The sequence below is a fragment of the Pseudomonas sp. P5_152 genome (assembly GCF_033989915.1).
In the GTDB taxonomy this organism is placed as follows: Bacteria; Pseudomonadota; Gammaproteobacteria; order Pseudomonadales; family Pseudomonadaceae; genus Aquipseudomonas.
In genome coordinates this window covers 2,469,539-2,482,145 of the sequence record NZ_JASFAH010000002.1, presented here as the reverse complement: position 1 = coordinate 2,482,145, position 12,607 = coordinate 2,469,539, and the positions used below count along the sequence as shown (strand labels likewise).

Annotated in this window: 11 protein-coding genes; 10 read left to right on the top strand and 1 reads right to left on the bottom strand. The window is 62.4% G+C overall.

Annotation, left to right across the window (positions count from 1 at the left end):
* The first annotated feature begins 1 nt into the window (after position 1).
* Positions 2 to 769: a TerB family tellurite resistance protein gene (locus tag QMK50_RS11390; RefSeq protein WP_320333130.1), complete on the top strand. Its 768-nt coding sequence runs from the start codon at positions 2 to 4 to the stop codon at positions 767 to 769.
* A gap of 27 nt (positions 770 to 796) precedes the next feature.
* On the opposite strand, the gene QMK50_RS11385 is transcribed toward QMK50_RS11390, so the two are convergent.
* A complete protein-coding gene (locus QMK50_RS11385) occupies positions 797 to 1,786 on the bottom strand; it encodes an alpha/beta hydrolase family protein (protein ID WP_320333129.1) in 990 nt (329 codons plus the stop codon).
* Positions 1,787 to 1,860: 74 nt separating this feature from the next.
* Between QMK50_RS11385 and QMK50_RS11380 the strand changes: the two genes are divergently transcribed.
* The 9 genes from QMK50_RS11380 to QMK50_RS11340 all read left to right on the top strand — a co-directional run bounded on the left by QMK50_RS11380 (position 1,861) and on the right by QMK50_RS11340 (position 12,552).
* The gene (locus tag QMK50_RS11380) at positions 1,861 to 4,263 is read left to right on the top strand and encodes a PAS domain S-box protein (protein WP_320333128.1); all 2,403 of its coding nucleotides are present in this window, start codon (positions 1,861 to 1,863) and stop codon (positions 4,261 to 4,263) included.
* A 17-nt stretch (positions 4,264 to 4,280) separates the two neighbouring features.
* Positions 4,281 to 4,910, top strand: coding sequence for a response regulator transcription factor (locus QMK50_RS11375; RefSeq protein ID WP_084318557.1), 630 nt, complete (start codon positions 4,281 to 4,283; stop codon positions 4,908 to 4,910).
* 339 nt (positions 4,911 to 5,249) lie between these two features.
* Positions 5,250 to 6,374 (top strand): ABC transporter ATP-binding protein, encoded by a 1,125-nt coding sequence (locus QMK50_RS11370; protein WP_095170555.1) that lies wholly within the window; start codon positions 5,250 to 5,252, stop codon positions 6,372 to 6,374.
* Positions 6,375 to 6,418: 44 nt separating this feature from the next.
* Positions 6,419 to 7,462, top strand: coding sequence for an ABC transporter substrate-binding protein (locus QMK50_RS11365; RefSeq protein WP_095170554.1), 1,044 nt, complete (start codon positions 6,419 to 6,421; stop codon positions 7,460 to 7,462).
* Between the two features lie 139 nt (positions 7,463 to 7,601).
* Entirely contained in the window at positions 7,602 to 8,849 is a 1,248-nt protein-coding gene (locus tag QMK50_RS11360) for an ABC transporter permease (protein WP_095170552.1), read from the top strand.
* A gap of 13 nt (positions 8,850 to 8,862) precedes the next feature.
* Complete coding sequence (locus QMK50_RS11355) at positions 8,863 to 9,687, top strand: ABC transporter permease (protein ID WP_095170550.1); 825 nt, start codon at positions 8,863 to 8,865, stop codon at positions 9,685 to 9,687.
* 146 nt (positions 9,688 to 9,833) lie between these two features.
* Positions 9,834 to 10,982 carry an iron-containing alcohol dehydrogenase gene (locus QMK50_RS11350; protein ID WP_320333127.1) on the top strand — a complete coding sequence of 383 codons (1,149 nt, stop codon included), beginning with the start codon at positions 9,834 to 9,836 and terminating at the stop codon, positions 10,980 to 10,982.
* An 80-nt stretch (positions 10,983 to 11,062) separates the two neighbouring features.
* Entirely contained in the window at positions 11,063 to 11,737 is a 675-nt protein-coding gene (gene rpe / locus QMK50_RS11345) for a ribulose-phosphate 3-epimerase (RefSeq protein ID WP_095170546.1), read from the top strand.
* Positions 11,734 to 12,552, top strand: a complete 819-nt coding sequence (locus QMK50_RS11340) for a phosphoglycolate phosphatase (protein WP_320333126.1) — start codon at positions 11,734 to 11,736, stop codon at positions 12,550 to 12,552. Before rpe ends, QMK50_RS11340 begins: the two co-directional genes overlap by 4 nt.
* Positions 12,553 to 12,607: the final 55 nt, after the last annotated feature.

The following is a 12,607-nucleotide window of genomic DNA, read 5'->3' as shown; positions in this document are numbered from 1 at the left end:
GATGCTGTGGCCAGGGACTCTGATCGGAGCCGGGGCGGGTTTTGCCATCGCCAGCATTCCGGGGGCCATGCTTGGCGCATTGTTGGGCCAGGCGCTGGATCGGCGCTTGCAACTGCAAAGCCTGGGGCATCTGCGCGAGCGCCTGGGCGGGCGCGCGATGTTGCGCAACGATGAATTGCTGTTCGTGCTGCTCGGGCGCCTGGCCAAGAGTGACGGCCGGGTGGGCGACGGCCATATCTACCAGGCGCGCCAGGAAATGCGCGCACTGGAGATGAACGAATTTGCCCAGAAACGCGCGATTGCGGCGTTCAACCGTGGCAAGAGCGGGCACGATCGGTTGCGTGGCTACCTGCGCCGTTTGCGCGCACAACCCCATGCTGCCGAAGGGGTGTTGCGGGCGTGCTGGCGGATGGTCTGGGCAGACGGGCGTGCGGGCCGTGCCGAGCGCGAGCTGCTGGCCCAATGGGGCAAATGGCTGGACTGGACGCCGGAGCAGGTGCAGGCCCTGGCCCAGGATTACGAACCGCACAAGCGACCCTTGGCCAACAGTGGCGAGGCTTACCAACACGCCATGCGCCTGCTGGGGGTGACGCTGAGCAGCGAGCCGGAGCAGATCAAGCGGGCCTACCGGCGCCTGCTCAGTCGGCATCACCCGGACAAGATCGCTGGCAGCGGGGCTTCGCCGTCCCAGGTGCGCGAAGCGACGGAGAAAACCCGGGAGTTGCACAGCGCCTATGCGTTGATTCGTCAGCGCCGCGATTTTCGCTAGGGAGCATCGAGCGCAGTAGCGCCCTGTCTAGGGCAACTGCGCGGCGTTGTCCTGCGGGGTCAACCAGCCTCGCACCCGGCGTACCAATTGTTCCTGTTGGGCGGCGTTGTTGCCGGGCAGGGCGTTCAGGGAAATCTGCCGGAAACTCGAATCCTTCAGCCGTTTGCTGGCCTGCAGGCGTTCCTGGGCTGCGCGTTGCAGCAACGGTTTGTCGTTGTAGTACAGATCCAGGGTTGGCAATTTCAATCCGCTGGTCAGTTCCGCCAGCCCGGGTGTGCTGGAGGCGGGTACCTGGGCGGCGACCATCACCAGCTTCGCGACTTGGGCAGGCTGTTTTTCGCTCAGGTAACGGGCGGCCCAGTAAGCTCCGGTGCCGTGGCCGAGCAGGACGATACTGCGGGCGTTCTGTTGCTCTGTAAACGCCAGGGCGGCGTCGATGCGCAAGAATATTCGCTGGGTATCGGCCTTGATTTGCTCATCGTGGGTCTGCGGCACCGGCTGATCAGCCTCCTCACCTTCGCCACCGGCCACTTGCTCGATAGGGGCCGCAGTGCTGGCGTCTTTGCTCGGGGGCTCGGTGCTGACCGGTGCCGTTGCACTTTCGAGGATGCGCGGTTGGGGGGCATTGCTTTGCAGGTCCGGCAAGGTAAGACTCAGGCTGCTCCAGTCGGCGTCGGGCAATTTTTGCCGCAACGGCGCGACGGCTTGAGGCCAGTCAGCTGTTTCGCCCGTGCCCGGGATGATAATCACCGTACCTTGGGGCTCGCTGGTGTGGGCCGGTTGCCACAGGGCCAGGAAGGTCTCGCTGCCTGCCGACAACTGTTGCTGTTCGCCAGGGGGCAGGCTGCGTTGCAGGGCAAAAGCTTCTTCCTGGCTACGCTCAGGCAGGGGCTGGCGTTGCTCGGAGGGTGCGCTGGCAGCAGGTTCCGTTGGCTCGGCAGCCTGGGCGGAAAAGGCGCCAGGCAAGATCAACGACAGGCACAATACTGGCAGTGCCAGGCGGTAGACAGGGGGCATCGGATATTCCAGGCCAGAAGTATTCCCGGCAGCCTAATGGGTTGGTCAGTATTTGTCAGTGTGTGAGAGTTCGCATGAAACGTCTTTGCTGCCTGTTGCTTATCGGCTGTTTCTGGCTTCCCTTGATGGCCTGGGCGGCTGCCGCGCCGCCTGCGCGCGTGGCGCAACTGAGCAGCGAGCAACGGCAATGGCTGGCCCGTCACTCTGAGCTGCGGGTCGGTGTGGTGCTGCAGGCGCCTTACGCGCAGTACGACCGGCGGCTGCAGCGCCTGTCCGGGGCCAATATCGAATTGATGCAGTGGCTGGCCAGCGCCCTGAAGGTCGAGCTGACCTGGCGCAACTTTCCCGATGTCGCGCAGTTGGAGCAGGCGGTGCGTGAGGGGGAGGTCGACATGGCCCCAGGCCTGACCCAAACCCCAGCCGCCCTGCGCTTGTGGCAATTCACTGACCCCTATATGCGCGTGCCGCAATTGGTGGTGGGTCAACAGAAGGGCGCCGGCGCGGTGGATCTTGAGAAGCTCGACGATCAGTCACGGGTCGCGGTGCGGATGCCCAGTGCGATCGCCGATTACCTGCGCAGCAACTACCCCAACCTCAATTTGCAGGGCGTGCCCCAGGAACGCCAGGCCCTGCAACTGCTGCTCTCCCAGCAAGCGCGTTACGCGGTCATCGATGAGGCCCAACTCAGCCGGCTGTCCGCAGAGTCCGAGTTTGCCGGGTTGGCCGTAGTGGGGGATATCGGCCTGCCGCAGTTGCTGCGGGTGGCTACCCGTCGCGATTGGCCGGAGTTGGCCGGCATCGTCGAAAGCGCCTTGCACGCGATTCCGGCCAAGGACCTGGAGCAATTGCACGCACGCTGGTTGCAACCCAAGTACCCACGTTTGTCGGAGTCCCCGGGGTTCTGGCAGAACCTCTGCCTGTTGCTGGGGGTATTGCTGCTGAGCGCCATGGCCATCGTGATCTGGCAACGGCGCCAGCAACACCTGCTCGAGCAGCGCTTGCTCGCCGCCCGCGAGGACATTGCCCTGCGCGCGGCCAGCGAAGAAGCGTTGCGCCTGACGCAGTTCTCCATCGATCAAAGCACCGTCGGGATCCTCTGGGTCAATTGGGACAGCCACGTGCGCTACGCCAACCGGGCGGCCGAGGACATGCTCGGGTATGTCTCGGGCGGGGTGATCGACCGACCGCTGATCGACTTCGAACCCAACTTGCACATGGACCGTTGGTTGAACCTGTGGAAACGCGCGCGGGCCAGCGAGGAGGGGCCGCAAAGCTTCGAAACCAATTGCCTGCGCGCCGATGGCAGCATTTTGCCGGCTGACGTGACCTTGAGCTTCCTGCGCTTTCGCGACAGCGAATACCTGGTGGTCTACCTCAATGACGTCACTGAGCGCCGGCGGGCCTTGGCGGCCTTGCGCGAAAGCGAGGCGCGGCTGCAGGGGATTGCCGCCAACGTACCCGGACTGGTATTTCGTCTTGAGCGGGCGCCGGTGACCGGGCAAATCGACTTTGCCTACATCAGCGAAGGCAGTGAGAGCCTGGTGGGCTACTCGCCCGCCACCTTGAGCCATCGCGACATGGGCCTGCGCAGCGTGGTACATCCGCAGGACAGAGTCAGTTACCACCGCACCCAGGATCACGCGCTGGACACCGACAGTGACTGGTCGTGGCAAGGCCGCATCCTCACCCGCCAGGGGCAGCAACGCTGGGCCGAGATCAAGGCCATCACTCGGCGCCTCGACGATGGCGCCTTTGTTTGGGACGGGATCGTCTGGGACATCAGCGAGAGCAAGCGCATCGAACTGGAACTGGCCAGCTCCCGCGAGCAACTGCGTGATCTGTCGGCGCATCTGGAGAGTGTGCGCGAAGAGGAAAAGGCGCGGATTGCCCGGGAAGTCCACGATGAGTTGGGACAGATGCTGACGGTACTCAAGCTGGAAACCTCGATGTGCGAATTGGCCTACGCCGAACTGGACCCGGGCCTGAGTGATCGGCTCAACAGCATGAAACGCCTGATCGCCCAGCTGTTCCAACTGGTGCGGGACGTGGCCACGGCGCTGCGTCCGCCGATTCTGGACGCCGGCATCGCCTCGGCCATCGAGTGGCAGGCCCGGCGTTTTGAGGCGCGTACCCAGATTCCCTGCCTGGTGCAGGTGCCCGACAACCTGCCGGTGCTGAGTGACGCCAAGGCGATTGGCTTGTTCCGGATCCTCCAGGAGGCACTGACCAATGTCATGCGCCACGCCCAGGCGCATACTGTCGAATTGACACTGGTGCTGGAAGACGAGCAGTTGTGCCTGACCGTCAGCGACGATGGTGTAGGTTTTGTCGCTCAAGCCGGTAGGCCAACTTCCTTTGGGGTAGTGGGCATGCGCGAGCGAGTGTTGATCATGGGTGGCACACTGCAGCTCGACAGCGTGCCGGGCGAGGGCACCACCCTTGAGGTCCGTGTGCCTTTGCATGAAGCGTGCAACTGATTTTTCTGGAGAAGCCTGTGATCCGTGTACTGGTAGCCGAAGACCACACCATCGTGCGTGAAGGCATCAAGCAATTGATCGGCCTGGCCAAGGATCTGTTGGTGGTGGGGGAGGCGAGCAATGGCGAACAGTTGCTCGAAACCTTGCGCCACGTGCCCTGTGAGGTGGTGTTGCTGGACATTTCCATGCCCGGGGTGAATGGCCTGGAGGCGATCCCGCGGATTCGCGCCCTGAACAATCCACCGGCGATTCTGGTGCTGTCGATGCACGACGAGGCGCAGATGGCCGCCCGCGCCTTGAAGGTCGGGGCCGCCGGTTATGCCACCAAGGACAGCGACCCGGCACTGCTGCTGACGGCGATTCGCAAGGTGGCGGCTGGCGGGCGCTATATCGATCCGGAGCTGGCGGATCGAATGGTCTTCGAAGTCGGCCTGACTGATTCACGGCCCCTGCATTCGCTACTCTCGGAGCGCGAGTTCTCGGTGTTCGAGCGCCTCGCGCAGGGCGCCAACGTCAATGACATCGCCCAGCAACTGGCGTTGAGCAGTAAGACCATCAGCACCCACAAGGCGCGGCTGATGCAGAAACTCAACATCACCTCACTGGCGGAGTTGGTGAAGTACGCCATGGAACACAAGCTGCTCTGAACAATACGCGATCCCCTGAGCGAGGCTTGCCCGCGAAGATGTCAGCACATTCAACATCAATGTGACTGACACACCGCCTTCGCGGGCAAGCCTCGCTCCTACAGAGCACCGCGTCGGCATATCCATTTACGACATCCCGCCAAACCGCTTTTGCCGGTTCTTGTGGCTTGTAGCGGAAAACTCGCTGCCGACCTGTCCAAACGCGCCATCCTTGTAGGGCAATCCCTACCCCCAACCTTCCATCTGGCTGAGGCGATTCTCTCCTGCGCCCCGATTTGCGCGGCTGTGCGTAGCCACTAGGCTTAATCCACGGCAGTCATCAACAATAAAGGTGTGGGTATGAGCGAGGTCGATTCAAGCGCGGGGACCAATGATGTACTGGTCAGCTTTCGTGGCGTGCAGAAGAGCTACGACGGCGAGAACCTGATCGTCAAAGACCTCAACCTGGATATTCGCAAAGGCGAGTTCCTCACCTTGCTCGGGCCTTCCGGCTCCGGCAAGACCACCAGCCTGATGATGCTCGCCGGTTTCGAAACCCCGACCGCCGGCGAGATCCTGCTGGCCGGGCGTTCGATCAACAATGTGCCGCCACACAAGCGTGACATCGGCATGGTGTTCCAGAACTACGCCCTGTTCCCGCACATGACGGTGGCCGAGAACCTGGCGTTCCCGCTGACCGTGCGTGGTCTGAACAAGAGTGACGTCAGTGACCGGGTCAAGCGTGTCCTGAGCATGGTTCAGCTCGATGCCTTCGCCCAGCGTTACCCGGCCCAGCTTTCCGGTGGCCAGCAGCAGCGGGTGGCCCTGGCCCGGGCGCTGGTGTTCGAGCCGCAACTGGTGCTGATGGACGAACCGCTCGGCGCTCTCGATAAACAGCTGCGTGAACACATGCAGATGGAGATCAAGCACCTGCACCAGCGCCTGGGTGTGACCGTGGTCTATGTGACCCACGACCAGGGCGAAGCCCTGACCATGTCCGACCGGGTGGCGGTGTTCCATCAAGGCGAAATCCAGCAGATCGCCCCACCTCGCACCCTGTACGAAGAACCGAAAAATACCTTCGTGGCCAACTTCATTGGCGAAAACAACCGCCTCAATGGCCGTCTCCACAGTCAGACCGGCGAGCGCTGCATTGTCGAGCTTGGGCGCGGGGAAAAGGTCGAGGCACTGGCGGTGAATGTCGGCAAGACCGGCGAGCCAGTGACCCTGTCCATTCGTCCGGAGCGGGTCAGCCTCAACGGCTCTAGTGAGGCGTGTGTCAACCGCTTCTCTGGGCGGGTGGCGGAATTCATCTATCTGGGCGACCACGTCCGTGTGCGCCTGGAAGTCTGCGGCAAGACCGACTTCTTCGTGAAACAGCCGATCGCCGAGCTGGACCCGGCGCTGGCCGTCGGAGACGTGGTGCCGCTTGGCTGGCAGGTCGAACACGTCCGTGCGCTCGACCCCCTTCTAGAGGCGAATTGATCGCCCCCTTGCTTCACCAACCCTGCACGTGGAGAGAACAATAAATGTTGAAATCCCTGAAATTCACCGCCCTGGCTCTGGGCATGATGGGTGCGGCACACGCGATGGCCGCGGGCTCGGACCTGACCGTGGTGTCGTTTGGCGGCGCGAACAAGGCCGCACAGGTCAAGGCCTTCTATGCGCCTTGGGAAGCAGCGGGCAACGGCAAGATCGTCGCCGGTGAATACAACGGTGAAATGGCCAAGGTCAAGGCCATGGTCGACACCAAGAGCGTGTCCTGGGACCTGGTGGAAGTCGAATCGCCAGAGCTGTCCCGCGGTTGCGACGAGGACATGTTCGAGCAACTCGACCCTGCACTGTTCGGCAATACCGAAAATTACGTCAAGGGTGCGATCCAGCCGTGCGGCGTTGGTTTTTTCGTCTGGTCGACCGTGCTGGCCTACAACGCCGACAAGCTGAAAACCGCGCCGACCAGCTGGGCCGACTTCTGGGACACCAAGAACTTCCCGGGCAAACGCGGCCTGCGTAAAGGCGCCAAGTACACCCTGGAATTTGCCTTGATGGCCGACGGCGTGGCGCCGAAAGATGTCTACAAAGTGCTGGCCGGTAAAGATGGCCAGGACCGTGCCTTCAAGAAGCTCGACGAACTCAAGCCGAGCATCCAGTGGTGGGAAGCTGGCGCCCAGCCGCCGCAGTACCTGGCGTCCGGTGACGTGGTCATGAGCTCGGCGTACAACGGCCGGATCGCTGCCGTGCAAAAGGAAAGCAACCTGAAGGTGGTGTGGAACGGCGGTATCTACGACTTCGACGCCTGGGCCATTCCTAAAGGCCTGGACAAGACCCGCGCTGAAGCGGCGAAGAAATTCATCGCGTTCTCGGTCATGCCACAACAGCAGAAAACCTATTCGGAAAACATTGCCTACGGCCCGGCCAATACCCAGGCGGTACCCCTGTTGAACCCGGAAATTCTGAAAGACATGCCGACGACCCCGGAAAACATCGCCAACCAGGTGCAGATCGACGTCAGCTTCTGGGCGGACAACGGTGAGCAACTGGAGCAGCGCTTCAACTCCTGGGCAGCGAAGTAAACGCGACCCTGTGGCAGAGGGCTTGCCCAATGCCAGTCAGTTAGAGGTTTGACAGCGTAATCCGTGTTGGAGCGAGCGTGCTCGCTCCAACAGGTTGTTTGTCTGCCTCTGTAACGATCAAAGATTTTCGGAGTTCGCCATGGCCATCGCCGTTCCCCTGAACGAGGGCACCCATCGCACCTTGAAGCAGCGCCTGGCGCGTGCCGAGCGGGTCAACCGCTGGAAGGCCCAAGCCCTGATTGCGCCGTTGGTGCTGTTTCTGTTGCTGGTGTTTCTGGTGCCGATTGTGGCGCTGCTCTATAAAAGCGTCGGTAACCCGGAAGTGGTCGGCGGCATGCCGCGCACCGTAGCAGCGATCGCTGCCTGGGATGGCCGAGGCCTGCCAGCGGACCCGGTGTACAAGGCCGCCAGTGAAGACCTGGCCGAAGCCCGCAAGAATCAAACCTTGGGCGACCTGTCCAAGCGCCTGAACATGGAGTTGGCCGGCTACCGCAGCCTGCTGACCAAGACTGCCCGCGCGCTGCCGTTCAAGAGCGAGCCGGCGTCTTATAAAGACGCGCTCGAAGCGCTGGACGAGCGTTGGGGCGACCCGGCCTATTGGCAGGCCGTGCGCCGCAATACCAGCAGCCTGACGCCGTACTACCTGTTGGCGGCGGTTGACCACCGCATCGACGACCTCGGCGAAGTCGCCCCGGCCACCCCCGACCAGGCGATCTACCTCGACATCTTTGCCCGCACCTTCTGGATGGGCCTGGTGATCACGGCCATCTGTCTGGCTCTGGCCTATCCCCTGGCTTACCTGCTGGCCAACTTGCCGGCCCGGCAAAGCAACCTGCTGATGATCCTGGTGTTGCTACCGTTCTGGACCTCGATCCTGGTGCGGGTGGCCGCGTGGATCGTGTTGCTGCAGTCGGGCGGGCTGATCAACAGCGCAATGATGGCCATGGGCATTATCGATAAACCCCTGGAGTTGGTGTTCAACCGCACCGGGGTGTACATCTCGATGGTGCACATTCTGCTGCCGTTCATGATCCTGCCGATCTACAGCGTGATGAAAGGCATCTCGCCGACCTACATGCGGGCGGCGATTTCCCTGGGCTGCCATCCGTTCGCCAGCTTCTGGCGGGTGTACTTCCCGCAGACCTATGCCGGTGTCGGCGCCGGGTGCCTGTTGGTGTTCATCCTGGCGATTGGTTACTACATCACCCCGGCACTGCTGGGTAGCCCGAACGATCAGATGGTCAGCTACTTCGTCGCCTTCTACACCAACACCAGCATCAACTGGGGCATGGCGACGGCGCTTGGCGGGCTGCTGCTGTTGGCGACCATCGTGCTTTATCTGATTTACAGCTGGCTGGTGGGCGCCAGCCGCCTGCGCCTGAGCTAAGGGGAGAATCGAAATGCTGAGTCCTTATATGTCCCCCGTTGAACGGGTGTGGTTCTACAGCTTGCGGATTCTCTGCGGCTTGATTCTGTTGTTCCTGATCTTGCCGGTGCTGGTGATCATCCCGCTGTCGTTCAACTCCGGCAGCTTCCTGGTCTACCCGCTGCAAGGATTTTCGCTGCACTGGTACCAGGATTTCTTTGCCTCGGCCGAGTGGATGCGCGCCCTGAAGAACAGCATCATCGTGGCCCCGGCCGCGACCGTACTGGCGATGATCTTCGGGACGCTGGCGGCCATTGGCCTGACCCGCGGCGATTTCCCGGGCAAGGCCCTGGTGATGGCCCTGGTGATTTCGCCGATGGTGGTGCCCGTGGTGATCATCGGGGTGGCCAGTTACTTGTTCTTCGCCCCGCTGGGGCTGGGGAACAGCTTCTTCTCGCTGATTGTGGTGCACGCGGTACTGGGTGTGCCGTTCGTGATCATCACGGTGTCGGCGACCCTGCAAGGCTTCAACCACAACCTGGTGCGCGCCGCGGCCAGCCTCGGCGCCTCGCCCCTGACGGCGTTCCGCCGGGTGACTTTGCCGTTGATCGCCCCCGGGGTGATTTCCGGTGCGCTGTTTGCGTTTGCCACCTCGTTCGATGAAGTAGTGGTGACCCTGTTCCTCGCCGGCCCCGAGCAAGCGACCTTGCCGCGGCAGATGTTCAGCGGTATCCGCGAAAACCTCAGCCCGACCATCGCCGCCGCCGCAACGCTGCTGATTGCCTTCTCGGTGATCCTGCTGCTGACCTTGGAGTGGTTGCGTGGGCGCAGTGAGAAATTGCGTACTGCACAGGTCTGAAACCTGACATCAACCCCAGTGGGAGCAGACTCGCTCCCACTGGGGTGTTCAGTGGGCTTGAAGCCATTCACGGGCTGAATAACAGACAAAACCCAATCGACAGCTACTATTGTGCCCAGCTCCCCTATCTATAAGAGGCTGCGCACATGAGTATTTGCTCTTTCAAAATCGCTCATAAGCTGCTCACCGGCACCGGTGCCATCGAGCAACTGGCCGCTGAGTTGACCCGCCTGGATGTCGACCACCCGCTGATTGTCACCGATGCGGCGCTGGTCAAGTCCGGCACCGTGGAGCTGGCGCTGGCGCAACTGGGTGGGCGCACCTACGAGATTTTCGACCGGGTGTTGCCCGACCCGGAAATCGCCATCGTCGAGGACTGCATGCGTGTCTACCGCGAGGGCGGGCATGACGGCCTGATCGGCCTGGGCGGCGGCAGTGCCATCGATATCGCCAAAAGCGTCGCGGCCTATGCCGGTTATCACGGCGCGCTCGAGGATTTGTTCGGCGTCGACCAAGTGCCGCGCAAGGGCCCGCCGCTGATCGCGATCCCGACCACCGCTGGCACCGGCTCGGAAGTCACCAACGTGGCGATCCTCTCCGACAAACACGCCCAATTGAAAAAAGGCATCGTCAGCGACTACCTGTTGCCTGACGTGGCGCTGGTCAGCCCGCAAATGACCCTGACCTGTCCGCGCAGTGTCACCGCCGTCAGCGGGGTGGATGCCCTGGTGCATGCGGTCGAGTCCTACCTGTCGGTGAATGCTTCGCCGATTACCGACGCCCTGGCCATCGGTGCCATCAAGCTGATCGCCAAGGCGCTGCCCAAGGCCTATGCCAATCCCGCGAACCTGCAGGCCCGTGAGGACATGGCTACTGCCAGCCTGATGGCCGGCATGGCGTTCGGCAACGCCGGGGTCGGCGCGGTGCATGCCCTGGCCTATCCGCTGGGCGGGCGCTTCAATATTGCCCATGGCGTGAGCAACGCGCTGTTGCTGCCCCATGTGATGGCCTGGAACAAGATGGCGTGCGTGGAGCGCATGCAGGACATTGCCCAGGCCTTTGGCCTCAATATCACGCACCTGAGTGCCGATGAAGCGGCGGACCAGGCGGTCGCGGCGATGGCGCGACTGTGTGCCGCAGTGGAAATTCCCCAGGGCTTGCGCAGTTTCGGCGTGCCCCAGGAGGCGATCCCGGCCATGGCGCTGGAGGCCGCGGGAATCGAGCGTTTGATGCGCAATAATCCGCGCCAGTTGACGGCCCTTGATATCGAGAAGATCTATCGAGCGGCTTACTGATCGTTACAGCCACGGTGCGCGCGTCAAAGCATGAGGTATACAATGCGCGCCATCGTGATCCTGCTCAAAAAAGGTGCGTCATGCAGCCCTTCGCTATTGCTCCGTCGATTCTCTCCGCCGACTTCGCCCGCCTGGGTGAAGAAGTGGACAACGTTCTGGCCGCGGGTGCCGACATCGTCCACTTCGATGTCATGGACAATCACTACGTGCCCAACCTGACCATCGGCCCGATGGTCTGCTCGGCACTGCGCAAGTACGGCGTTACCGCGCCGATCGACGCACACCTGATGGTATCTCCGGTCGACCGCATCATCGGTGACTTCATCGAGGCCGGCGCCACCTACATCACCTTCCACCCGGACGCCACGATTCACGTCGATCGCTCCTTGCAGATGATCCGCGAAGGCGGTTGCAAGGCCGGCCTGGTGTTCAACCCGGCGACTCCGCTGGACGTACTCAAGTACGTGATGGACAAGGTCGACATGATCCTGCTGATGAGCGTCAACCCGGGTTTTGGTGGTCAGAAGTTCATTCCGGCAACCCTCGACAAGCTGCGTGAAGCGCGCGCGCTGATCGACGCCTCGGGCCGTGATATCCGCCTGGAAATCGACGGTGGGGTGAACGTCAACAACATCCGCGAAATCGCCGCGGCTGGCGCTGACACCTTCGTGGCCGGCTCCGCGATCTTCAACGCGCCGAACTACCAGGAAGTGATCGAGAAGATGCGTGCCGAACTGGCGCTGGCTCGTCCATGAGTGGTTTTGAGCAGCTGTTCCCAGGGCAATTGCCACGGCTGGTGATGTTCGATCTGGATGGCACCCTGATCGATTCGGTACCGGACCTGGCAGTGGCCGTGGATCACATGCTGCTCAAGCTGGGGCGCGCACCGGCCGGCCTGGGCGCCGTGCGCGAGTGGGTCGGCAACGGGGCGCCGGTGCTGGTCCGCCGGGCCCTGGCCGGTGATATCGATCACAGTCGGGTCGACGATGTCGAGGCCGAACATGCGCTGGAGATTTTCATGGACGCCTATGCAGACGGCCATGAATTGACGGTGGTTTACCCTGGCGTGCGCGACACCCTCAAGTGGTTGCACAAGCAGGGTGTCGAGATGGCGCTGATCACCAACAAGCCGGAGCGCTTCGTCGCGCCCTTGCTGGACCAGATGAAGATCGGCCGCTACTTCAAGTGGATCATCGGCGGCGATACCCTGCCACAGAAAAAACCTGACCCGGCGGCGCTGTTTTTCGTGATGAAAATGGCCAACGTACCGGCGTCGCAGTCGTTGTTCGTCGGCGACTCGCGCAGTGACGTCCTGGCGGCCAAGGCGGCGGGCGTCAAGTGTGTGGCCCTGAGCTACGGCTATAACCATGGCCGGCCGATTGCCGAAGAGTCGCCGGCGCTGGTGATCGACGATCTGCGCAAGCTAATTCCCGGTTGCCTGGATTCTGCCGCTGGGATAACGTTGCCCGACGCTGTCCAATCCCCTCCTGGAAATGTCATCGTGGTGGTTACCCGCAAACTCTGGATGAAAGTCATCAAGGCCCTGGCCCGCTGGCGTTGGCGCGCCTGACGTGATCCTGGCCGGCTAGCCGGCGCGTTTGCACACCTGACCGTTAGACCCTCAT

Excerpts from the sequence above, each read along its gene's own strand:
- QMK50_RS11365 (WP_095170554.1), top strand. The coding sequence starts at position 6,419 with ATGTTGAAATCCCTGAAATTCACCGCCCTGGCTCTGGGCATGATGGGT.
- rpe (WP_095170546.1), top strand. The coding sequence starts at position 11,063 with ATGCAGCCCTTCGCTATTGCTCCGTCGATTCTCTCCGCCGACTTCGCC.
- QMK50_RS11385 (WP_320333129.1), bottom strand. The coding sequence starts at position 1,786 with ATGCCCCCTGTCTACCGCCTGGCACTGCCAGTATTGTGCCTGTCGTTG.
- QMK50_RS11355 (WP_095170550.1), top strand. The coding sequence starts at position 8,863 with ATGCTGAGTCCTTATATGTCCCCCGTTGAACGGGTGTGGTTCTACAGC.
- QMK50_RS11340 (WP_320333126.1), top strand. The coding sequence starts at position 11,734 with ATGAGTGGTTTTGAGCAGCTGTTCCCAGGGCAATTGCCACGGCTGGTG.
- QMK50_RS11380 (WP_320333128.1), top strand. The coding sequence starts at position 1,861 with ATGAAACGTCTTTGCTGCCTGTTGCTTATCGGCTGTTTCTGGCTTCCC.
- QMK50_RS11350 (WP_320333127.1), top strand. The coding sequence starts at position 9,834 with ATGAGTATTTGCTCTTTCAAAATCGCTCATAAGCTGCTCACCGGCACC.
- QMK50_RS11370 (WP_095170555.1), top strand. The coding sequence starts at position 5,250 with ATGAGCGAGGTCGATTCAAGCGCGGGGACCAATGATGTACTGGTCAGC.
- QMK50_RS11360 (WP_095170552.1), top strand. The coding sequence starts at position 7,602 with ATGGCCATCGCCGTTCCCCTGAACGAGGGCACCCATCGCACCTTGAAG.
- QMK50_RS11390 (WP_320333130.1), top strand. The coding sequence starts at position 2 with ATGCTGTGGCCAGGGACTCTGATCGGAGCCGGGGCGGGTTTTGCCATC.